Source organism: Anabaena sp. AL93, assembly GCF_001672085.1.
Taxonomy (GTDB): domain Bacteria; phylum Cyanobacteriota; class Cyanobacteriia; order Cyanobacteriales; family Nostocaceae; genus Dolichospermum; species Dolichospermum heterosporum.
The window spans coordinates 64,048-88,739 of record NZ_LJOU01000001.1 but is presented as its reverse complement, the minus strand read 5'-3'; the positions used below and the strand labels follow the sequence as shown (position 1 = coordinate 88,739).

Below are 24,692 nucleotides of genomic sequence, written 5' to 3'. Positions count from 1 at the left end.
CATAAATGAATGAGAAAATAATTCGCAACGTGTAAAAATTGACCAGTCTATCTGAGGTAGTTATGAGCCTGATGAATAATGATTCTGCTGTCAAATTAATTTCTGGTCAACTTGGTGCTTTTGGAAAGGAGTACGACCAAGCGGCGGCTCTGAGTGCAGAGGCTTCCCCAACTCAAAATCCAAGTCTTTTGTTTGATGCTGTTGAAATCTCTAGCGATAAAAATATAATTGGCATTGGGGAGAACCATCAAGTTACCTATACTTTTAAAATAACAAATAAAACTTCAGAAGATGCAACTAATGTTAGTGTAAAAGTTACCATCCCAAAAGGCATTAACATTATTAGCACTTCAGTACCTGAAACTATTGTTAATCGACAAATTGATAGTGAAGGTAATACCATTTTAACAGTAGGTACTGGCTCAGTTTTAAAAAATAGTTCAGTATCAGGTACACTTACAGTTGAAGCTACAGGATTTAGTCAACCGCTAGAAAACCTCCAAGATTTTTTATGGAATATTAAAGTTACAAGTTCTGCTTCAGGAACGTTTCCCAATTTTTCCAATGAAGAATATACAAGCAATACGGCTGTTATATCAACGCAAGTTGATAGTAGTAAAGGATTAGCCGAAGAAATTGCTAATGATTTTCTACTTGGTTCTTCAACAAGCAAAGGAATTATTTCTTCCATTCAAGAATTAGATAGTAAGCAGGATGCTCTATTTACAGATCTCAAGAGTTTAACTAGAGGCAATACTTTTGACTCTTTCAGCCAACAACTCACTGATATTAGTAATTTACGCTCCGATGTGGAAATGTCAAATTCTCCAATAATTAGTGGTAATGCTGAAAAATTCAATAAATTTTCTCAATCTATCTTTTTTGGTGATGATGGGCAAAAGAATGTTGACAGTCAACTATTGACAATTTTCAATGAAGCTAGTACTAAACCCAGTTTTCAAGATGCAAAAAATCTAGCCATTAAGGAATCATCACCAATTATTGTCAAATATGCAAAAATTGTTGCTGAAAATAACATCTTCTTTGGGGCAGGGGAATCAATAATCAAACAGGGAGAGGCACTGCGTGACGATTTGGCTAATGGAGTAAATGGTGCTAAAACTATTCTGGAAGCAATATCACCAAATAACTTAAAAATTTCAACAGGTACACCTGATTCATCAAAAGTAACTAATCTAGAAGTAAATTTTGGAAGCAATATTAATCCAGCAATTCTAGAGGCTGCTAATAAACGTGATTTTGAGCATCTCAAGCAAGCTATTCAAAAACCTGCCTTTGGATTAGGCATCGACTATGCACAAAAATTCGGACAAACTAGTAGTATTGCTGCATCTTATAGTTATAAATCTGAAAATGAAGTAGAAGAATCCAAACTGAATTTTGGAGCAGTCAAGCAATCTGTAGATGGTGGAAACAGTGTAGGAATTAGTGCTGGTCTAACCTCTGGGACTAAGGGTCAAAATTTATCATTCAAACTAGGTGCTAGTTTAGCAGTAGATGAAGCTACTGAAACTATTAGTAAAGGTATTGATAGAGTAATTGATTTTTTTTCTATTAAATCTAACTCATTATTGTTAGATTCTAATCTTGATAAATCAGTTGCAAAACCTACACCATTCGCTCCTTCCTCTGCAAGTAATATTTTCAATTATAGCTTGTCAGCAAATAATCAGAGCTTTCGTCCTATCTTTAGTGAAAATAGTCAATTTGTTGTCATCACTTCTGCTGCTACCAACTTGATTAGTAGTGATACAAATAATGTCCAAGATGTTTTCTTTATAAATTTGGAAAGTAATACTGTTGAACGAGCCAGTGTTGCTAATGATGGAACAGAATCCAATGGTAAAAGTGAAGGATTTGCGATCAGTGCCGATGGCAACTATATTGTGTTTGCCTCAAATGCTTCTAATCTAGTAGCTGACGACAGCAATAATGTGCGAGATATTTTTGTCCGAGATCGTATCGCGAATACAACTAAGCGAGTCAGTCTTGCCAATGATAATTCTCAAGCCAATGGAGTAAGCGATCTAGCTGCCATCAGTGCCAATGGACGCTACGTGGTTTTCTCTTCTATTGCATCTAATCTGGTAGCGGGAGACACAAACGAAATGGTTGATGTCTTCGTTCGCGATCTTGAAACAGAGACTACAGAACTTATTAGTACTGCTGTTAATAACTCCCAGAGCAATAATGACAGCTTGAGTCCGAATGCTGCCATTAGTGAAGATGGACGCTATGTAGTGTTTTACTCCTATGCATCTAACTTGGTTGCTAATGACACAAATGGCGTTGCAGATATTTTTGTACGCGATCGTCAATCAGGCACTACCAAACGCATTAGTAATGGTATTAATGGTACCGAGGCGGATGGAATTAGCTTATCGCCTTCGATAAGTGCTGATGGTCGATATGTCGTCTTCTCTTCCCTCGCCTCCAATTTAGTTTTAGCAGACAATAATAACACAGGTGATATCTTTGTTTATGATTTAACAGCCGAAATTCTTGAGCGGGTTAGCCTTACCACTAATGAAATCGAATTAGATAGTAATAGCAGTCGTCCTTCGATTAGTCCAGATGGACGCTATGTTGCCTTTCAATCCCGTGCTGCAAATCTTGGAGTAGACAACCCTGATTTTTACAGCAATATTTATTTACGCGATCGGGTAACTGGAGAAACCAAGCTAGTTAGTCCAGCACTGAATAGCAAACTAGATGGAGATAGTAGCAATCCTTCGATCGCTGGGAATGCAAGCATCGCTTTTGAGTCTGGTACAACTAATCTAGTCGAAGGAGATACCAATAACGCTTCAGATATTTTTGTCTATAAACCAGTTAATAGCGACCCACCCACATTGGTTAAATTCATCAATATCCCTCAAACACCCGTTACTAATCCCATTAACTCGGTTGAAGTGGAATTCTCTGAAATTATTAATCTATCCACTTTTGACTATCAAGACATCACCCTGACCCGTGATGGTGGCTCAAATCTAATCACCAATGCGGTCACGATTGAATATCTCTCTGGCAATACCTACCGCATCAATGGCTTAGGATCGCTCACCCAAGCATTAGGGAACTATACCTTACAGGTCAACACTCTAGGCATTCAAGATCAAGCAGGAAATCAAGGCATCGAACCGAAAAATGCGACTTTCACCATTCAAAGCCCATCCACACCAGGCGTAACAATTACTCAATCCAATGGCAGCACTAATGTTACTGAAGGCGGTGCTACCGATAGCTATACCGTTGTCTTGAGAACCCAACCTACGGCTGATGTCACCATTAACTTAGCGATCGGAAATCAAATCGCCACCGACAAAACCACCCTCATCTTCACCGCCGCCAACTGGAATGTTGCTCAAAGCACCACTGTTACCGCCATTGATGACAAGATTACCGAAGGAACTCAAACTAATACTATTACTCACACAACTAGCAGCAGTGACAGCAACTATAATTCCTTAACTATCCCTACAGTCAATGTTGGCATTCAAGATAACGATGCTGAAGTTCACGGTATTATCTGGAACGATATCAATGGCAATGGAGTAAGAGACAACAGCGAACCCACACTCTCAGGTTGGAAAGTTTACCTAGACAGCAACAATAACAATCTTCTAGATACTGGAGAAGTTTCGACTACTTCTGACTCCCAAGGAGCCTACACATTTAACGATTTGCGTCCTAACACCTATGCGATCGCCCAAGTTGTTCAAGATGGCTATAAACAAACCTACCCTGTAATTAATGTCTCCACTACCGCCTCTACCGAGAAAATCTTCACCCCTAGCGATATTCTCAGCACCAGTAGTAATACTCAAAACAATAGTGCAACCCATTTAATTAACCTTGATGGTTTCCAAGCCGATCCCCGCTTTGCCAATATCAAAGGACAAAGTTATTCCACCGTCATTATTGATACGGGCATTGATTTAGATAATCCTTTATTCGGTGCGGATAGCGATCGCAATGGCATAGCCGATAAAATCATCTACAAATACGACTTTGCCGATCAAGATACCGATGCCAGCGATAAAAATGGACATGGTTCTAATATCGCCAGCATCGCCGCCAGTGTTGCATCTGATGCGAATATCATTGCTCTAAAAGTTTTCAAAGACAATGGCTCTGGTTACTTCTCTGACCTAGAAGCTGCCCTGCAATGGGTCAATCAAAACGCCCAAAAATACAATATTGCCTCAGTTAATCTATCTTTAGGCGATGGACAAAATTGGAATACTGGCAATCCACGTTATGGTATCGGCGATGAACTTGCAGCGATCGCATCCCAAAACATTATCATTGCCGCCGCCGCAGGTAACAGCTTCTATCAATTTAATAGCAATCCAGGACTAGCCTATCCAGCAGCCGATCCTAATACCATCTCTGTCGGTGCAGTCTGGGCAGACAACTTTGGGACAAATAAATCCTTTAGCGGTGGGGCGATCGACTACACAACTGATAGCGATCGCATTGCCAGTTTCTCCCAACGCAGCGCCGACCAGTTAGATGTCTTTGCCCCAGGGATTTTTATTACAGGTGCTAATGCGACAGGCGGCACTCAGTCAATGGGCGGCACATCGCAAGCTACCCCATTTATCTCAGGACTTGCGGTACTCGCTCAACAAATTGCCCAAGAGAAACTCAATCGCAAACTCACATTAAATGAATTCCGCACCCTATTAGACACTACCAGCGTTCTCATTAACGATGGTGACAATGAAAACGATAACGTTAAGAATACTGGAAAGAACTTCCCAAGAGTAAAGGCCCTTGCCCTCGCAGAAGGAATCCTCAAGCTTAATAGCCAAGTTTCGACTACAGACAATTCCAACTCAAACACCAATTCCACTAGCGATCCGCTTTACTTACCAAGTGGCTCAGTTAAACTGACACAAACAGTTACGCTCGTCTCTGGACAAACCGCCACAGATATTAACTTTGGCAACCAGCTATTAAATAATGCACCTACATTAGTAAATACGATCGCTGATCAAAATGCTAAACAAGGTAACTCTTTCAACTTCCAAATTCCTACCAACACCTTTACAGATATTGATGCAGGTGATGTTCTCACTTATTCAGCAACCTTAGAAAATGGCAATGCTTTACCAAGTTGGTTAACCTTTAATTCTACAACGCACACCTTTAGCGGCACTCCCACCAATGACAATGTAAGTAGTTTGAATGTTAAGGCAATCGCTACAGATAAAGCTGGAGTATCCGTCAGTGATATCTTTGCTATTACCGTTGAAAATGTCAACGATGCGCCGATTTTGAGTAATGCGATCGTCGATCAAAACGCCAAACAAGGAACTGCTTTTAACTTCCAAATTCCCACCAATACTTTCACCGATATTGACGCGGGTGATGTTCTTACCTATTCCGCGACCTTAGAAAATAGTAATGCTTTACCAAGTTGGTTAACCTTCAATCCCACAACTCGCAGCTTTAGCGGTACTCCTGCTAATGATACTGTAGGGAATTTGAATGTTAAAGTGGCAGCTACAGATACAATAGGAGCGATCGCTACTGATACGTTCACTATTAAGGTACAAAACGTGAATACCGCACCCATCCTCAAGAATCAACTTGTAGATCAAACAGTTAAGGTCAATTCTACCTTTACATTTACACTACCCAAAGATACCTTCTCCGATCCAGACGCAGTTAATCCCTATAAAAACCTCGTCATCTTTGGTGATAGCCTCTCAGATACAGGTAATGCCTACAAAGCATCCGGTAACACCTTTCCACCATCACCTAATTATCAAGGTCGTCTTTCTAATGGCTCAATTTGGGTTGATTACTTTGCACCTGATTTACAATTTACAAACCCATCAATTCAAAATTACGCCTTTTTGGGCGCAAATACAGGAGTAAGTAATACTTTTGGGCAAATAACCGTACCTGGATTATTAACACAAATTCAGCAATTTAAAACTGTAAATACCAATTCCATCGGTAAAGATGGACTGTATGTAATTTGGGCTGGTGCTAATGATTTTCTGAATCTTGCCACAGATCCTACTCAGGCTGTGACTAATGCAGTTACTAATATTAGTAGTGCAATTACAACCTTAGCCGGATTAGGTGCTAAAGAAATTGTCGTTGGCAATTTATCAGACTTGGGTGCTACTCCTTTGAGTATTGCTAATAACAATGTAGCGAATGCCAGAGCAATTTCTATTGGTTTTAATGCAGCTTTAACTCAAGCTTTAACTAACTTAGAACCAGCCCTCAATGTTGATTTATCTTTAGTAGACATCTTTGGTTTGAGTACAGCATTTCAGACTAATCCTGCTAATTACAAATTCACGAATATTACTCAGCCGCTAATTACAGTCACTACGCCAGTTAACCCTGATCAATATGCTTTTTGGGACGATGTTCATCCCACAACCAGACTGCATCAGTTAGTAACAGATACATTTGAAAATACACTGCTCAAGGATGGTGTAATTCCTGATTTAATTAAATATTCTGCCACGTTAGCTGATGGTAGTAATTTACCAGATTGGCTGAATTTCAACTCTACAACTCGCACCTTTAGTGGTACTCCCAACACAGGAAATGTCGGTAAATTAGATGTCAAGGTAATTGCGACAGATAAAGCCGGGGCAACTGTCAATGATATCTTTACTCTCGCAGTCAACCAATCTACAACTGTAGGAACTCCAGGAGATGATAAATTAATTGCCACTCCTGGTAGTCAATTCGATGGTCAAAACAATATTGTATTTACAGGTGCAGGTAAAGATGAGTTAGACCTGTCCACTGTATCTGTTTTTCCCAACTCAGGTAGCAATATCGTTGATCTGGGTAGCGGTGATGATACTATCTTTGTGAATAAGAGCGATCGCGCTTTTGGTAGTGATGGTAATGACATCTTTGATGCTAGAGATGGCCAAGGTAATAACCGGATGTCAGGTGGTGCTGGTGATGATATCTTCTACTTAGGTGCAAATGACCGGGCTTTAGGTGGTGATGGTAACGATATCTTCAGAGTTAGTCTTGGTGGTGGTAACTTAATTTCCGGTGGTGCTGGCGCTGACCAATTCTGGATTGTCAATGCTGAATTACCAAAAGCTGCAAATACCGTGCTTGACTTCCAACTGGGTACGGATGTTATCGGTATTCAAGGTGCTGTTAGCTTAGGTATTACCACCTCTACACTCCAGTTAAATCAAGTTGGTGCAGATACTGCGATCGTCTTCAATAATCAAACTTTAGCTACTCTGACTGGGATTCAAGCCAGTAGTTTGAGTTTGACAGATTCTAAACAGTTTGTTTTTGCTTAGAATCTAACTCACCAGTTAGGGGTTTAACGCAATGCGTTAAACCCTGATGGGCAAAATCTCTGTAATTTGGTTTGCATCTTTTTGAACCACTGTGAAAAGTGTAATCAATCTCAGAAACCTGGGTTATTTTCTAACAATTCTTCTAACATACCTCTAAGATACAAAGCTATCGCTTGACAATCAAGACAGTCGCTACAAAAGTTATAATTATAACTTAGTCGAGAAACTTGTAGAAGCGATCGCCAACCCATAAAACCTATAAATTAAAATTATGACCCTCGCACAAGAAACACGCTACTATTCACCTGAAGAATACCTAGAATTAGAGGTAAACTCGGAAATACGTCACGAATATATCAACGGATTAATTATACCATGACAGGTGGAACACCCAATCACAACCAACTTGCAGGCAATTTTTACGAAATGTTAAATTTTGCGCTCAAACATCAACCTTATCAAGTCTTTGTTCCAGATCAACGTCTTTGGATTCCCACCAGAAAAATTCATACCTACCCTGATATTATGGTTGTGAAAAATCCCTTAGAATATGAAGAAGGAAGAAAAGACACTTTAGTAAATCCCGTGATGATTGCAGAAGTATTATCAAAATCTACCAAAAGCTATGATAGAGATGAAAAATTTGCAGCTTATCGGACAATTCCCAGCTTACAAGAATATATTTTAATTGACCAATACACAATGCACATTGAGCAGTATTTTAAAACCGATAATAATAAATGGATATTTTCTGAATTTACAGACGGAGATAGTAGCTTAGAGACTTCCAAATAAAAAAATGTCCCAAAACTGATGCAGAAATTCTCTCTCTGTGTACTCTGTGCCTCTGTGGTTCGTTTCTTAGGATAATTTATTTCTTGGAAGTCTCTTAAACCTATCTTCTATTCCCTGCCAAATCTTGTTAGCAGATATTTATGATAAAGTAGATTTCAACACCGAAGAATAAAAACTCAATCTTCCTCTCCGCGTCTGGAGCGCCTCTGCGTGAGATAATCATAATTCTAAATACCAAAGGAGTCAATAAAAATGAGTCGCATTAATCCCTACACATTACAAATGCAAATTACCCAAATGTTTGCACAAGGACAATCATTTTTTGCCCTTACTAAAGTTCAAGATTGGTTAAAAGAACATAATCAAAACCCCTTAGATTACGAAATTCTCTTTCATAAAAAACCTGCACCTCCCGGTTCTAAGGAAGTCATGGTAATAGAAATAGAACTTAAACGCAAAGACGGACAACCTGTAGATCCTTGGTTACAAGAACAGGCTAATTTACACGCTTAATTTAGATATTGCATCTTGATTACCCTGTAAACCTCCCGTATGGATTAATAGCAAAGATTCCGATTTAAAAAACCCTTTTGCAATTAAATCCATCACTCCATAAAACATTTTTCCCGTGTATATATAATCTAAAGGTATATCATATTGTTGTTGGAAATCTTGACAAAATAGCTTTAATTTATTAGTCACTTTAGCGTAACCACCAAAATGATAATCACATATAAGTTGCCAAGGTGCAGGAGTATTAACAAGTGTTGGTAAACCAGAAGCTAGATAATTTGTTAATAAGTTATTGATATCTTCGTTGAGAAAATCACCACCTTTCAAAACAGGAAAACCAATTACTTTTTGTTCTTGACTTAATGATAGTGTCATTCCTGCTAATGTTGTTCCTGTCCCGCAAGCCAAACAGATAGTATTAAATCCTCTCACTGTTTGTAATATCTCTATACAACCGCGCAGACCATTTAAGTTACAACCTCCTTCAGGAATAATAAATGCTTCTCCAAATCGCTGTTTTAACTGATTTTGTAATTCTTCTGTATGACGTTTTTTATATGTTTGACGATCAATATATACTAATTCCATTCCCTGTGCTACTGCAAATTGTAAAGTAGGATTGAGAGGGATATTTTCTTCTCCACGAATTAAGCCAATAGTCCGAAAACCAAACAGATTTCCTGCGGCTGCGGTAGCATAAATATGATTAGAATAAGCGCCACCAAAAGTAAGAATTGTTGAGAAATTTTTCTCTTTAGCTTCCACTAGGTTATACTTTAGCTTAAACCATTTATTACCGTTAACATGAGGGTGCATTATATCCAGTCGTAAGACATATAATCTAGTATCTGCAATAGCACAGATTTCACTATGAATTTGTTGAATAAGTGGCGGAAAAAAAATTGATGACATTTCCAATAAAAGTTAATCTTTATTAGTATAGTATAAAATACTAAATTTATAAAAAACATCTACCAATTATGGCTAAACTTTTTGATTTAATCACCGAAGAACTGCAAAAGTTTATTATTAATCAAAAAATATTTTTTGTCGGCACAGCACCGCTAAGTTCGACAGGTCATGTTAACCTTTCTCCCAAGGGTTTGGAAAGTTTTCGGATTCTCTCCCCCGACCGAGTTGGTTATTTAGACGTAACAGGTAGTGGTAATGAAACATCTGCTCACTTGCAGGAAAATGGACGAATAACCTTGATGTTTTGCGCTTTTCAAGAACCTGCTTGTATTCTCCGTCTTTATGGTCAGGGACAAACTATTTTACCGGGTTCTCCCGAATGGGATTCTCTTTATCCTTTATTTCCTCCGCTTCCGGGAACTCGACAAATTATTATTGCAGATATTGAACGAGTGCAAACTTCTTGTGGTTTTGGTGTCCCGCTGTATGAATATCAAGGACAAAGAGATACTTTAGTTAATTGGGCTAGTAAGAAAGGGGAAAAAGGAGTTAAGGAATATCAACAAAAGAAGAATCTTATGAGTATTGATGGATTATCAACGCCTTTGAGTAAATCCCAGAGTGTGGATGATTGCGGATAGGAATAGATAAATAAGATTAGTTGGTTTTACCGCTTTTATTGTGATCAAATATCCTTTTTGTTAATCCAAAACCATGACTGTACATGGATTTTAATTATATCAGTAAAGGATGAATCTGGATGCGTTTCCCCTGCCTATTTTTGATTCAGAGTTATATATACTTATTCCTGCTTCCTTAAATAAGTCTTAGAAGACCCTGGAAAAGTTTTTTGCGAATATCAATATGTCCTTAGGAATGTGAATTAAATAAGGTGCAAAAGTAGGGTGTGTTAGCGACAGCGTAACGCACCATTCCAGGTTACATCAGAATTGCAGGTTATTAAATTTGCGTTCCTTAGCACGCTTTATAAACGCTACGATGCAGATGAAGTTCACGCAGTTAAAATTATCGAACAGAATTCAGGAGTCACCGAGTCAGAATTCAGAATGAATTCTGTGCGAGTGGCGGATGAATAACTGGGTTTAAGACCCCCACCAAATCTACGATTTGGTGGTCTTTAATCAGTCGCAGGCTTGAATCCTCGACTGATTGATTCTGACTCCTGGCTACTGACTCGGTGACTCCTTCTTCAAATTTTAATAATCATTATCAATACCTTGTCCATTTCCTGTAGGTTGGGTTAAGCGACAGCGCAACCCAACGCATTTGTTGGGTTTCATGCTTCAACCCACGCTACAAATCAAGGCTTTTTCTAATTTGGACAAGGTATTGATTATGCTACCCATTTACAAAATACTATATCAGCAGGTATATTGGAAAGTTAAGCCTGAAATATAAAATTACGAACTCAGAATCAAATTAATAAAAAATGAATTCTAGCCCCCTATTGTCCAACATTTTAAACCCGCCAGTGTTATTCTTCTTTTTAGGAATGCTGGCGATTTTTCTGCAATCTGATTTGGAAATTCCCCAACCATTACCCAAATTATTTTCCCTTTACCTGCTACTCGCAATTGGTTTTAAGGGTGGATATGAAATTGAAGAAAGTGCCATTAATCCAGAAATTGTCCTCACTCTTTTAGCGGCTATATTCATGGCTTCTGTTGTTCCTATTTACTCATTTTTCATTTTAAAACTGAAACTAGATACCTATAATGCAGCCGCTATTGCTGCAACTTATGGTTCTATTAGTGCCGTTACTTTTATTACGGCTCAATCTTTTCTCAAAGTTCTCAATATTGATTCTAGTGGACACATGGTAGCTGCTTTAGCACTCATGGAATCTCCAGCAATTATTGTGGGAATTGTCTTAGTGAGATTCTTTGCTAAAAGTCAGTTAGAAGCAGGAGAAGGAGAAGGAAAAGCAGAAAAGTTTTCTTGGGGTGAAGTATTAAGAGAAGCCTTTTTAAATGGTTCTGTATTTCTCCTCATTGGTAGTGTAATAGTGGGAATTCTCACAGGAGAAAAGGGTTGGGAAAAATTACATCCATTTACCCAAGATATATTCTATGGAGTGCTATCATTCTTTTTACTAGATATGGGTATGGTAGCTGCTAGAAGAATCAAAGACTTGAGAAATACAGGTCTTTTCTTGATTGCTTTTGGCATTTTTATGCCTGTATTTAATGCCATTATTGGTATCTTTATTAGTAAATTAATTGGGATGTCTGAAGGAAATGCTCTTTTGTTTGCCGTACTTTGTGCTAGTGCTTCTTATATTGCCGTACCAGCAGCAATGCGAATGACTGTTCCTGAAGCTAACCCCAGTTTATATGTATCTATGGCTTTAGCTATCACTTTTCCGTTTAATATTATTGTTGGTATACCTTTGTATTTCAACATTATTAAGACAATAGGAGTATAATTAGGTGCAAGTTTTCAAAAAAGTCGAAATAATTATCAATTCTTTAGAACTACAAAAGGTGTTAAAAATTCTAGATCATATAGGTGTTTCTGGATATACAATTATTGAGGATGTCACAGGTAAGGGATACAGAGGTCGAGTTATTGACGATTTAGAAGGTCATGCACTTACCAATGGTTATGTAATGACTATTTGCAATGAAGAACAAGAACGGCAAATAGCTGAAGCTGTTCGACCAATCATCAAAAAATATGGTGGTGTATGTATTGCTGCTGATGTTAAATCAATCGTAGATTAATTAACTTTTGTAAATAACAATCAGCAAATAAAATCTAATTTTTCGATGAATTTTGGCGAATGCTCCGGTACAAAGGAAATAGATGCAGGATTACCCGGTAATAGGTTATAACCCTACATTACTATAATCATTGTACAGATTAGAGAATAATCTCTGGAGTATACAAAATGAAATCTTTAATTGCAACTTTCACCGAAAAGTTAGATTTTTCGGAATCGGAAATAGAAGCAATACTTTCCACACCCTTAAATGAGGTGCTGAATTCATCGGCTTTAAAACAAGAATTAGACAGTTTAGATATTAGCTTACTCAAAAAAACCTTACCCACAGCCGGTGCAGTTTTATCTGAACATTTACCACTTTTTTATGATTGGCTAAAAAATGAATTAGGTGTTCAGAATGTTCCTGATAGTCCAGACCATACAACAAAATGGGTAGTTGGTTTTCTTAATAATCAGGAAAGTATCAATCATTTGGTTGAATTACACCGTCCCGTTCCTCACGCAGCTTTAGAAAAAGCTGTTCCCCGGTTGGTAGGTTTGTTTGATGGTGTGGAAGATGTAAAAGTGCGTGAAGAATGGGAAAAAGCAGTTGCAGCACTTTGTTTAGTTTTGGTTGTTGATGCTCGTGAACAGGCAAAACTGGCTGGTTAAAATGTCTGAATCAGGATGCTCAGGATTGAAGGATTAACAGGATTGAATATGGAAATATTTGCCAACTTTCTGTTTTTTGAGATTATTTTATGGATAAGAGGATGTTTGAAAAGTCGTATCCCGTAATTTTCATCACATTGTTACCCCCCTTTCCCCTTACAAAGCTACGGTGTACACACAAGTTATCGAATCACCATTATTCCTCAATTTACCCCGGGGTAAAAAATATTTGATACATCAACCATAACTTTTCAAACACCCTCTAACAATCCTGTAAATCTTTAAATCCTGTAAATCCTGATTCTGACTTAAGTAGGTGAACACAATAAAACCAAACTGTGTAAAGAAACGTAAAATCGCCCAAACCCTCTTCACTCTTGCCTCTTGCCTCTTGCCTTTTGCCTTGCCATAACGACAATTTTCAACGCCAACCTACTTAAAGTGATGGCTGGTGTTGAATCCAAGGGTTAGCGGCTTCTAATTGGGCTGCTAGACTAATGAGGGTAGACTCAGCCGCAGGTTTACCAATTAGCTGTACACTCAGGGGTAAACCATTGCTATCAAAACCGACGGGAAGAGCGATCGCAGGTAATCCGGTAGCATTTGCGACAGGACAAGGCGCGACCCAGTGGACAATTTTGGCGAATGTCTCTTCTGGACTCAAATCTGCCCATTCACCGACGCGAATGGGAGAATGTAAATAAACTGGTAATACCAATACATCTACAGTATCAAAAAAGGCGATAATTTGCCGAGAGACTATTTGCATTTGGGAAAGTGCTTGCAGATATTCAGCCACAGAACCGGTTTTGGCGAATAACCATTGGTTCAAAGGTTGCAAAGCTGGTGATGGGATTCCCGCTGCTGCGATTCCCGCTTGCCAAACTACTTTAAATGGTTCGATTAAATTGCTAAAATCTGGGTATTTTTCCTCAACTTGATGTCCAAATTGTGCCAATAACTCGACGGTTTTAAATACTCCTTGTTGACAGTTAGCGTCAGCTTCTCCAAAGGGGAGAATATTGGTACTAAAAGCGATTTTTAAAGGATCTAATTTAACTTGAGTTGCAGACAGAAATGATGGTTGGGGATCTGGTAGCCAATAAGGATCACCAGTGACATAGCCAGAGATTACATCTAACATAGCGGCTGCATCCGCCACCGTGCGGGCAAGGGGACCATCAACAGCGATGCCCCCCAAGCGATCGCCTACAGGGGCTTTAGAGACTCTTCCCCTGGCTGGTTTAATGCCCACAACACCACAACAAGCCGCCGGACCACGCACCGAACCACCACCATCTGAACCTTGAGCGATCGCACTTAATCCTGCTGCTACCGATGCCGCTGCACCACCACTAGAACCACCTGGAGTATATGCCAAATTCCAAGGGTTTCTGGCTGGGGGAAATCCCATAGGTTCGCTGTAAGGATAAGAACCTAATTCAGAAGTTGCGGTTTTACCCAGAATAATAAATCCCGCTTGTTTAATTTTCGTCACCACGCCATCATCATGATTGGCAATATTGTTTAACAGTGCTGGATTTCCATAAGTACAAGTAACACCTGCAACTGCACTTAAGTCTTTAATAGAAATTGGCACACCAAAAAACGGCGGTAATTCTGAAGTTGTAGTTAGTAATTCTGTTTTATTTGTAGCATCAGCGATCGCTAAATCTGCCGTAACTGTAAAATAGCTCCCCAATTGAGGATTTAAGCGTTCAATTCTTTCCAAATATACTTCCACCAACTCCAACGGCGACACTTCCCGTAGACGGATTAATTGTGCTAACTCTAAAGCCGGAGTAAAAGCTAAATCATTGTTATTCATTGCAAAAAAGGGAACAGGTAATGGGTAATGGGTAATAAACACTCATTTTCACCAGTTTAGAGCTTCAGTCAAAAAAAAGATGCTTAGTCTGAAAAAACAGTCCCATTATTTCCATCTTTTCAAAAACATGAGTTTTTTCTGTTCCCTCTGAATTTAGCAGGATTTTTGGGCGTTGCTGATTAAGGGTATGAATTTTAGTCTCACGCAAAGGCGCAAAGACGCAAAGGTAAGATTTTTAAAGGTTCAATTTGGAAATTTCATACCTCGATTCAGCAACGCCGATTTTTGAAGCTTTTGTTGCATCAACTTCATAGCAATAGGTGAAGGTTGAAAATGCCTATTTTCCCAACGGTTAACTGTTTGGCTCTGATGTATGGGCGATCGCTCAATTATTGGTTAAATTGTATCTTCTAAGTATTGCAATCCCCATTGATACAAAGAGCGCATTAATAGATTGTTGAGATTGGGGGGAGTGCTAACTTCCTTGAGTAGTCCCATCATCAGCTTTTTAATGATTTCTGGTGTTGTTGGTATCTTAACTCCGTCAAATCCATTGTTAGCCCAAAGATAGCTAATTTTCGTTGAAGTTATAGATTCGCCATCATGAATAATTGTGTTGCGCTTTTTCCTAATATCGGTCATTAATTTTGACCATTTATTATCTTCTTTGAATTTTTTGTAAATACACCAACCTTGCATTAATTGTTGTAGGGTAGCCTCATCTTGATGATTAACTATCCAACCTTTGACATACCATTTTTGATTGATAGATTGCAGATATAATAATTGTTCTAAAATCTGCACGAATTGAATAAATGCTGTGGTGTAGTTTTCCCGATTTAATGCTAATTCTAATATCAGGGTAGACTCCCATAAATTAGTAATTTTGTCATCTTGCAGCTTTTGCAGTTGGGTTTTCCAATTTTCAACTTGTTCTGCATTGACTAATTTAGATGCATCCTTAGAACTCACCCAATCTTTGAGTTTTTGGTAAAAATCTTTATTAGATTCCCAATTACTATATTGTGCTAAAAACCCTGCTAATTTATATAATACTGGATGACGATGTTGATGGACTTTCAGCCAAATTTGTGCTTCTGAAAAATCTCCCCGTTCCCAAGCAGACTGAATTTTTACTTTTTCTAGTGACCAAAAATATTCAGCCATAGAAATTAAACTGAAAGTTTGGGAATGATTAGCAGTAACTAAACCATTTTCTAAAGTGGTGAAAAACTCCTTTGGTTCATTAGGACTAGCATTAAATACTTGATATTGACGTACTAAAGCGGCTGCACATATTTCTACATTAGAAGCAATGACAGGGGTACATCCTTTAGTTTGTATCCATAGAATAAATTCTTGATTTTCGTTAATACTTATAGCTTCTTTTAAAACCAGTTGTTCTAATTCTTCTCGGATTTCATCACTATTACCAGCATTAATTTTTGGTGAGTGAATATCAACTCTAACATCAGGAAATAAACTTTTAATTTTTCCTTTCATTAATTCTGCTAACCATAAAGTATCTAATCGGCGAAAGTTCCAAGTAATACTTTCTGGTTGGTCTGTTCCCCATAAAATAATATGTTTTAAACCTTGGTTTACTCCTCCTTCAATCACAATTTTATCTAATAATAATTCAACATTACTAAAATCGCCACCTAACCATTCTTTACAGTATTCATAATAACGTTGACCTAAATCTCGACCACTCCAAGGATAGGTTTTACCATCTTCATCTTGATGTTTACCGCGTTCTATTCCTAGTTCTTGGTAGAGTTCGTTGATATGCTTAGGATAACTAATATTACCATCTGCACCAAAGGAACGAATGATACTATCTTTACAACGCCATCCTATTTGTCTAGTTCCTACGGTGATGATGAGGGTGCTAACTTGATTTGTGTTATTTGTTGTTTTCATAGGGGGAAGATTTGAACTTTATTTTGTAATGTTTCTAAATATTTTTGACGAGGATCTGCATTAGCACCAAATACTGTTACTACTTGGTAATCACCTAAATCTGCAATCCAGACAGGGGAAGGAATTACTTCACGTTTTATTCCGTTGGGGAAATCTTTCTTAACACCACCACATAGATTTTTTGCATCACTGTAGTTTGGGTTTTCTAATTGGTGAAAATATTTATGTAAAGTTTCTAGTGCATATCCCTTATTCTCATCATCTTTATTACTGACAACTATAATTTTGGCATTAATATCTAATGCTTCAGTCCATGTAAAAGAGTTTACCATTCCACAATTTCTTAGCTGCCGATAATTGAAATTAACGCCTAATGCTTGTAATGCTTGATAAAATGCTTCTAATCTTTGTTGAAATAATTGCTGAAATTCTTTAGGAGTTTTTGGTAATTTCCAAAATGAATCTTTACTACCAGGTATTAGAGTTGAACCACGCAAATAAGGATGTTTTTGACGAGAATAACAAGGTCTTCTTGCACCTTGACCAGTACCACCTAAATGAAACATTAACCAAGTGAGATTTTTAACTAATTTCTGCAAATTAGCCTGTTTATCTTCAGGTATTTCTGGTGAATAATGTAATGTTAAAATCCCTTCTTGTTCATCTTGGTTGCTTTTTACTGCTTTGGATTTTACCTCTAAAGTTCTAATCATCAACCAGCCAAATTTGTGATTGGGGGTAGTAATACCACCAAATATTGTAGCTTCCCATTCTTGGACTTGTGCGGTTTCTAAAACCCCCAAAGTAAAACTTTTAAACCAATAACGTAACATTGATTTAAAAGCAACTGGGCGGATTTCTGGATGATTGATTGTATCCGGTTTTAAATTTCCCTTGTTATCAGTTTTTAGTCTACCTTCTCTGTCTTTTTGATAAGGTTGATTAACATTTCTAAACTTTTGTCTACCATGAATTAACTGGCCTTCTATCATAAATTCAACTCGGAAAAATTCACTTTCAGGTTTATGATTACCTATACCTGCCGGATTTAGTTGACCATAACCTGTGTTAATCTGAGAACCCACACCAGCTTGTAAGCCCTTGATTAACCACTGTTTTACTTGTTCTAATATCTCTTTATCTTGACAGTTACTAGCTAACCGTAACCCAATCATAAACATGGGTTTTTCTAAACTGAGAAACGGGTTAGGATTGGGGCTATATTTGGGTGAATTATTATCCCACTGCCAGATATTATTAGCCATGTCTACAGCTAGTATATTTTGATCACCTAAAGGATAAGCGTCTAGAAATACTACTTTACCTGCTTGATCTTTTTTATTATTAGTTTCTACTGAACCAAACGAAGCAGCAATTTGTTTTTCTGCATTTTTCCAGTCAATATTTTGCTGTGCCATGATTTCCCGGATAGCTTGGGTTCTGGCCACACCACGCAGGGTGCTAGAAGGAATATAAGGAATACCCAAAGCATCAAAAGCAGGTAATAAAATACTTTCTGGTCCTCTATGTCCTCCTACTCTAATTCTCCAAGGACATTGAACTGAAAAACTATTTTGGGCGATTAATTTGGTGCGTTTTGTGAGTTCTTGTAATCGCTTGGAATAGTTTGCCCCCCGTTCTGCCATTTGCAATATTTGGACTTTGGTGGGGTCTTTGTATTTATTATCGGTATCTGGCGATAGCGAAGCGCTGCTGCAAGCAGTTCGCATCCAACGCAGATATTCTACAAAACTGGCTTCTGAATGTGGTTGAGGTGGGTTATCTGGATTCAACCAGGGAGACGGGATAGGAGGTTGATTATTACCACCACCATGACCACCAGGATTACCATTGCCGCCACCATGACCACCGGAATTACCGCTACCATTACCACCCACAGGAACGTTAATTACTTTCTTGGGTCTGTTTACATCTGGTGTGGTAGGTGCAGGTGGTTGAGGTCTTCTAGGTTGATTGGTTTGAGGTCTTTCAAATACCATAATTTTAGTCTCCTTGAATATCTGAATAAACAGCAGTAGCCCAAAAACTAAACTCTTGGGATAAAGCTAGTCCTAAACCTGTGATACCTAAATATTCATCTGTACCAAGATTTTTTAGGGTTGTTAAACCTTGTTGACCTGATAAGTTTGGTATTCCTGATACTGCTTGTAAACATTCAAAGAATTTTTCCACCACTTGTTTTTTACCGAACATCCCATTAGGTAATGCCATTTCTTCAGCTTTTAATCGCATCATTCCCCAAGTAGAAAGATAGGTATAAAGTTCTACTGCTTGACTTTTTTGTTGCTTCAAACGAGTATCATCTTGATTAGGTAAAGAACGCAAATTATTTAAAGCGTCATAAATTGGTGTGGCAATTGTTCTAGGGTCAAATGTCATATTAATTTCCTTTTTCTGACTACACTTTTACAGGCTAGAAATCTGTTTTACACAGAAAATTATTGTTTTCATCCTGTAAATCCTGAAATCCTGGATATCCTGATTCAGACAAATTTTCTAATTCTCTTTAGAAGTTTACATCCATTGTTGGACAAATCCACGTCCTAAACTTTCTTGCCCACCAATCTGCAAAATTTCATTAGCGGCTAATAAACTTTTGAAATCATCGTAAGATTTTTGTGATGTACCATTAGCTTGTGATGTAATTCCCCAAGGTAAATACATAAGTGTATCCGGTGGAATTGCTTCTTCATAACGGAAACCACCATCTACAGATTTATGTTCATCAAGTTTAATTTTTACTTGTCGCCATAAACTCATTTGAATTAATGTAGCACAATGTTTATCTGGTAAAATTAATAAACGATTTATAGAAGTTGTTGCTGATGATTTTGGTACAAATTCTTCTGAGTTTGTCCAAGATTTTAATTCATTACCTTTAATAATTGCATCTTTGAGATAAACAGCAGAACCATTAGCAAAGTTACAGCTATATTCAGGAGGTATAGTTAATTTACTACTCTGTAAACGTTGCCAACGTTGTAATAAGAGAGGACAACTAACCCAAACTACACTATGACTTAATGAAGGTACTGGCAACCATAATATAGAAGCATCACCAATCCAAATATTACCTTGTTCTAATTTGCCATCTTTTAAGTCATTGCCAAATAGTTGATATTGTGTATCTTTGTCTGTGACAGTTGACCGAACTTTACCACGAACTGTACTGGACGGAATGTAAGGTAAATTAGTATGTGATTCACGGGCAATTCCTAGCAAGTTACCTTCTTGAGTTGTGCCGCCTGTATGTAATGGTGACAATAGATATAAATAGATGTATTCAATCATGAATTTTCTTCACTTTTTCCTTGATATTTAATCCACAACATTTCCGAATAACCCAGTTGTCTCCAGTTATTGATCCGAGAATCAGTATGATCCTGAAACAATCCTTGAGGTTTATTCAAATAGTATAAACTCCCCGGTGGTGCTGCAAAAACCTGGGGTGCAGGAATACTTTTTACATCATCTTTATCCCTGATTCTACAACTGATTGGGACTGGTCTATCTGTGGACATACTCACAAAATTACCATCTTTGATTTTCCATTCCCAAGGATAAGGACGACATAAATTCATTCTTTGTTGGTGCTTATCTGTATGTGGTCTTTCAAAAACCCCTGGGGTAACTAAATAAGCAATTGATTTATCATGATGATTAAAATTATCACTGGAAATCTTCTGTAATTCTTGCCATTGCTCCCCCAATTCTGGACAAGATTCTACAATTACTCTGTGTCCTTCTCCTCCTAATCTGATTGTAGCAGGTGTTGTAATTTCGTGATTAATTCCTATAGCAAAACTCCAATTTTGATGTAGTCTAATAGCATTTTCCACAAAGTACCCATCGGCATCTTTGACTTGTTTAGTTCCGGGTTCAATACTATTATGAGAACGGGTTTCTATTGTCCAGGGTTTGTCTTCGTGAGTACCATCAACTACCTTCCAATTGTCTTTATTAATTTCTCCTGTTTCTAAATAGTTCTTAACAACACAATAAGGTAAATATTGTCTAAATTTTACCTCAGAACTTTCTTCACATTTCTGTAAACTATTTATTTTCTCCTCATCTTTCTCATCTTCCTCATCTTCATCTTTAGCATTATGAGGTTTAACTAAAGGACAAGGTTGAGTTTCATCCCACAAGGCATTATTTATATGAGATTTGGTTTCCCATTTCAAAGGGACAAGGGCTGTAGATTTCACAAACCCCAAGGGACGCGGAAGATATAGGGTGTTTTCTGTGTTTTCATAGCAGAGGAACGGACCAACTATATTAAATGTTTCTTTTCCTAATAAACCCCGTAATGCCCCAGCAATAGTATGACCATTGGGAGGAAATACACTACCGGCCCAAGCCCTTTCTTGTGGTGAAAATGGTTTGGCATCTCGTAACATCAATATATCTAGTGGTGTGAGTTTGTACCAGTACATTAATTAGCACCTCCTAGTTTGATATCACGGTTACGTTTCACAAATGCCGCAAGTTTCAGCCAACTTTGAATTTCGTTGTCTAGTTCTTTGCTTTGGGTGGTCAGGAATAACGCTTTGAGAAAATTAGCTAGGTTTTCTTGAAACTGTGTTTTCGCGGGTTTGTTGTTTTGGAATTGGTCACGGCGATCGCAAAATGCCTTGCTCCAAGGTACAATAGCTTCTAAACTCGGTGCGGGGTGTTGACTCCATAAACTCGCAGCTTGTTCAAATATGGAACTTTCTAAATCATTTGTGATTAATTGCTGCCATTCAGAAAAAACATCGAATTTAGCAGTAGATTTTAAGGTATTTCCGTTTCCGTAAAGTACCCGCACTTGTACAGCGTCTTTTTTATTAAAACAGACTTTTGTATCATGTTTTTCAGTTGGTATAAGGCAACTATGATGATATTCGTGTTTTTTCGCTGCGTCTTCCGCTTCCCACAGGCTTTCTAAAGCTATTGCCAACGGTACTGAATGATGGGCAATTACGATACCAAAACTAATTGTGGCTGCGCTACCCATTGTAAATAATGGACGATCAACTAAACCAACTTTTTTACCATCATCTTTTAAATATTGCCAATAATCACCCTTATTACTAAACTCTTCATGGGGGTCTTCAGCACCTCTAAAACATTGGCGGATATCCCACAACCATTTATCCCATTCCCAGAGGTTCGTATAGGCTAAAACATCATCACCACCACCGTAAATTAGTTTACCTGCATAGCGGGTTTGAGTGAGGTAAGGAACTAATTGATTAGAGAAGTCTAATAATGCCCGACTTAATGCGCTGTGGGTGCTAGGTCCCATTCTTTTAGTCAGTTCTAGGAAGTCTGGGAATTTTGTGAGGGTTACTTTTTCTGCAAAACCATCGGGAATATAATCACGATATGTTTTCATCTTTGTTCCCTTTAACCATTCACTCATGCCATCACCATCACCGGCTGCTAATACATACCAATTTGATGGGTTATTACTGGGATAATATTTACTAATGCTTTCATTAATTTCTTTGGTGTATTCTTCTTTTAGTTCCTCACTGTTGTCTAAATATTCTAATATCCAACCAGCATTAAGTAAGCGGGGATGATATTGTTGAGGATTCTTTTTCTCATCCATCCAAGGAATACCCCATTTATCTCGCATTTCGGGAAGTATTCTTGTAATTTCATCAAATTTAGATCCTATTTCTCGACAAGCATTATCAAAATTGCGTTTATGTTCAGTTTTGTCTTGATTAACTTTTAAATACCCAGCCACACCAGATGTTAAGTCTGGATAGGAAATTTCTAAATCCTTTATTCCCAATAAGTCAGGTAGAATTTTGTGTAATCCACGTTTGAGAACTTCTGTAGCATTTAGCTGTTCTGTACCATCAAATAAACCTGCTTGTCGTTGCCAATAATTCTGAGTTTCACCTTCTGTCATCCAGTCTTTTCCGTCTTTACCAGGATTAACAACAGGACCAATACCAGAAATTGTAGAACGTGGTCCAAAGGCTGTGGGCATTTCCCAGTTTCTAGCATTTTTAACAGAGGCTAAACTAGCACGGGTAGCATCGAATATATAACCCCACCATGAACCAATATTAGCACTAAAACCTCGGCTTTGTCTTTCCCAACGTTGTTTATGGGCTTCTCGTAATAATTCTAACTCTTTCTCTTTAAAAAGCCGATTCTGATTGTTTATTATATTATAGGCTTCGTTTTGAGAATCTGACCATTTTTCAAATTCTGAATGTTTCTTTTCATCAGCAGAACATTTAAACTCTTCCCCAAGTTTACCAATGGGTAATGCTGTCCAGTAAAATTGCCATTGGGATTTTAACCAACCTTTCCAGGTAGTATGATTGGATTTTAACTGTTTCATCCAATGCCGCTGATCATGCAATTCATTAAATACTAAATCCCCAATTTTTAACCATTCTTCCAACAGCGTTTGCTGGGCTGTCTGCATGGCAGCTTGAACCTTATCTTTCGGCAACACTAAGACTATAACGTTAGGAAAGCCTGCGGTTAATAATGATTGTGGTGATGGTGTTTTTATCAAATCCTTAAATTCTGGATATTTTTGTAATAACCAATGGTCAATTAATGGTTGTTGATAAAGACTGGGATAAAGTAACGCATCCGGTCCATACTGATTTGCTAGTACCCAACAAACTTTGGCTGAGAGATAATGCAGTAACCAAGAACCTGCCCAAAAGTCGCGCATTTTCCGACTGGCTTTAATTAGTTCCTGTACCGGACTAAAACTGAATACTGCTAAATAAGGATGAGAAACTTCTTTTCCTCTTGGCCAATTTTTAATTTCATCTAATGTTAAATCATATCCTGCAAATCCACCGGCTAAAGCTGCTGTCATACTCACATGACTCCAAATGGAAGCATCAGGAATGCGGGTTTCTGCTGGCATTAACATTAATGAAGAATCTTCAAATAAATTACAGGTTGCTTGAGGTAAACAACGCCATAACCACCAATATAATTGTTTGATTTTGGGAATATTATCTTTAATACTTGGATCTTGTAATTCTGGGGGTACAAATGCAAGTAGTTGTTTTTCTTTGTTTTCTAAATATTCTTTACGTTTAGATTTTATAAGTTCTGTGTGTAGTTTAATTTTGAAGTCTTGTTTTGCACCTGATAATAAATGAGTAATTTGTAGCCCTTTGTCATGGTTATCACCGGGAGCATAGTTAATAGAAGCTGTAGTGCTACCTATAGCGGATCTGTCACTAGCTGAGGCTATATAATCCGCTAACAATATATTTGCTAATGCTTTACCACCTGATTGATCAGGGGTTCTACCTGTCTCAACCCAAGGTTTCATTACTTCTAACTGTTCATAGAAGCTATTTTTACCCCGTCCTGTGTTGTCATGTAATGCCTTTAATACAGGGTCATGTAGTAACCCCCAAATCTTAGCCCGCCAATATTCTGCCGTCATCGGTAGATCCCCTGTGTAGCTTATAGATGAATTATAAGAGCGCGATTCAGTATTTGTCTAGGAATCTAAAATATCTCAAGATTTTTGTAAGGTTTTCTCTAACTCTTACTCTGTAAGCTTTTCCTCACTTTGAGAGTTTTATTACAAATATTTTCTTGTCTTTGACATGGGTTATTGTTTATGCAGCTATCAAGTTACAGCGTTTCCCTTACCAAACATTGATAGTTACAATTTACTGATTCTCAAAATATCAGTAAATATTTTATTATGTATTTATATATACTCCTGATGATCGCCTCCCTCCCCTGTTTCCATTCAATTAATATCCCCAGCGAGTGGGAATAAAGACGAAACGCACCGCGGTAGGCTTACCTACGAGTTTCCATTCAATTAATATCCCCAGCGAGTGGGAATAAATCGCTGTCAAAAACGATCTAATCGCTAGAATTCAGTTTAGTTTCCATTCAATTAATATCCCCAGCGAGTGGGAATTTTGTAAAAGCGCGATCGCAAATTTCAATAACACAAGAGTTTCCATTCAATTAA

Annotated in this window: 14 protein-coding genes, 1 pseudogene and 1 CRISPR repeat array (1 of these 16 running past the window's edge); of the genes and pseudogenes, 7 read left to right on the top strand and 8 right to left on the bottom strand. The window is 37.8% G+C overall.

All coding sequences use genetic code 11. From position 1 onward, the window contains the following. Nucleotides 1-62: 62 nt before the first annotated feature. From AN486_RS00450 to AN486_RS00440, 3 genes and pseudogenes are all read left to right on the top strand, one after another. Nucleotides 63-7,328 carry a putative Ig domain-containing protein gene (locus tag AN486_RS00450; RefSeq protein ID WP_290598580.1) on the top strand — a complete coding sequence of 2,422 codons (7,266 nt, stop codon included), beginning with the start codon at nt 63-65 and terminating at the stop codon, nt 7,326-7,328. A gap of 271 nt (nt 7,329-7,599) precedes the next feature. Next, nucleotides 7,600-8,108: pseudogene (locus AN486_RS00445) on the top strand (Uma2 family endonuclease); the annotation flags it as partial. Nucleotides 8,109-8,375: 267 nt separating this feature from the next. Then, the gene (locus tag AN486_RS00440; RefSeq protein WP_027404460.1) at nt 8,376-8,636 is read left to right on the top strand and encodes a hypothetical protein; all 261 of its coding nucleotides are present in this window, start codon (nt 8,376-8,378) and stop codon (nt 8,634-8,636) included. Here AN486_RS00440 and AN486_RS00435 read toward each other — a convergent pair. Continuing rightward, nucleotides 8,625-9,548: a 1-aminocyclopropane-1-carboxylate deaminase/D-cysteine desulfhydrase gene (locus AN486_RS00435; RefSeq protein WP_168636597.1), complete on the bottom strand. Its 924-nt coding sequence runs from the start codon at nt 9,546-9,548 to the stop codon at nt 8,625-8,627. The genes AN486_RS00440 and AN486_RS00435 overlap by 12 nt on opposite strands. A gap of 68 nt (nt 9,549-9,616) precedes the next feature. On the opposite strand from AN486_RS00435, the gene AN486_RS00430 reads away from it, so the two are divergent. From AN486_RS00430 to AN486_RS00415, 4 genes are all read left to right on the top strand, one after another. Then, nucleotides 9,617-10,189, top strand: coding sequence for a pyridoxamine 5'-phosphate oxidase family protein (locus tag AN486_RS00430; RefSeq protein WP_290598577.1), 573 nt, complete (start codon nt 9,617-9,619; stop codon nt 10,187-10,189). 809 nt (nt 10,190-10,998) lie between these two features. Then, on the top strand, nt 10,999-11,994 hold the full coding sequence (locus AN486_RS00425; RefSeq protein WP_053540392.1) for a sodium-dependent bicarbonate transport family permease: 996 nt from the start codon (nt 10,999-11,001) through the stop codon (nt 11,992-11,994). Nucleotides 11,995-11,998: 4 nt separating this feature from the next. Further along, a complete protein-coding gene (locus AN486_RS00420; RefSeq protein ID WP_053540391.1) occupies nt 11,999-12,292 on the top strand; it encodes a P-II family nitrogen regulator in 294 nt (97 codons plus the stop codon). 167 nt (nt 12,293-12,459) lie between these two features. Further along, the gene (locus AN486_RS00415; protein WP_290598574.1) at nt 12,460-12,945 is read left to right on the top strand and encodes a hypothetical protein; all 486 of its coding nucleotides are present in this window, start codon (nt 12,460-12,462) and stop codon (nt 12,943-12,945) included. Between the two features lie 436 nt (nt 12,946-13,381). Here AN486_RS00415 and AN486_RS00410 read toward each other — a convergent pair whose 3' ends face one another. The 7 genes from AN486_RS00410 to cas10 all read right to left on the bottom strand — a co-directional run bounded on the left by AN486_RS00410 (nt 13,382) and on the right by cas10 (nt 24,146). Further along, nucleotides 13,382-14,773 (bottom strand): amidase, encoded by a 1,392-nt coding sequence (locus AN486_RS00410; protein ID WP_290598572.1) that lies wholly within the window; start codon nt 14,771-14,773, stop codon nt 13,382-13,384. 396 nt (nt 14,774-15,169) lie between these two features. After that, nucleotides 15,170-16,696, bottom strand: coding sequence for a hypothetical protein (locus tag AN486_RS00405; RefSeq protein WP_290598570.1), 1,527 nt, complete (start codon nt 16,694-16,696; stop codon nt 15,170-15,172). Continuing rightward, the gene (cmr6, locus tag AN486_RS00400; RefSeq protein ID WP_168636602.1) at nt 16,693-18,696 is read right to left on the bottom strand and encodes a type III-B CRISPR module RAMP protein Cmr6; all 2,004 of its coding nucleotides are present in this window, start codon (nt 18,694-18,696) and stop codon (nt 16,693-16,695) included. Before cmr6 ends, AN486_RS00405 begins: the two co-directional genes overlap by 4 nt. 4 nt (nt 18,697-18,700) lie before the next feature. Next, nucleotides 18,701-19,096: a hypothetical protein gene (locus AN486_RS00395; protein WP_290598568.1), complete on the bottom strand. Its 396-nt coding sequence runs from the start codon at nt 19,094-19,096 to the stop codon at nt 18,701-18,703. A gap of 135 nt (nt 19,097-19,231) precedes the next feature. Then, nucleotides 19,232-20,008 carry a type III-B CRISPR module RAMP protein Cmr4 gene (cmr4, locus tag AN486_RS00390; protein ID WP_168636604.1) on the bottom strand — a complete coding sequence of 259 codons (777 nt, stop codon included), beginning with the start codon at nt 20,006-20,008 and terminating at the stop codon, nt 19,232-19,234. After that, a complete protein-coding gene (locus AN486_RS00385) occupies nt 20,005-21,153 on the bottom strand; it encodes a type III-B CRISPR module-associated Cmr3 family protein (protein WP_290598565.1) in 1,149 nt (382 codons plus the stop codon). The genes cmr4 and AN486_RS00385 overlap by 4 nt, the downstream gene beginning before the upstream one ends. Next, nucleotides 21,153-24,146 (bottom strand): type III-B CRISPR-associated protein Cas10/Cmr2, encoded by a 2,994-nt coding sequence (gene cas10, locus AN486_RS00380; RefSeq protein ID WP_290598563.1) that lies wholly within the window; start codon nt 24,144-24,146, stop codon nt 21,153-21,155. Before cas10 ends, AN486_RS00385 begins: the two co-directional genes overlap by 1 nt. Before the next feature lie 307 nt (nt 24,147-24,453). Then, a CRISPR array of direct repeats spans nt 24,454-24,692; the repeat unit is 36 nt; unit sequence GTTTCCATTCAATTAATATCCCCAGCGAGTGGGAAT; it runs 393 nt beyond the window's last position.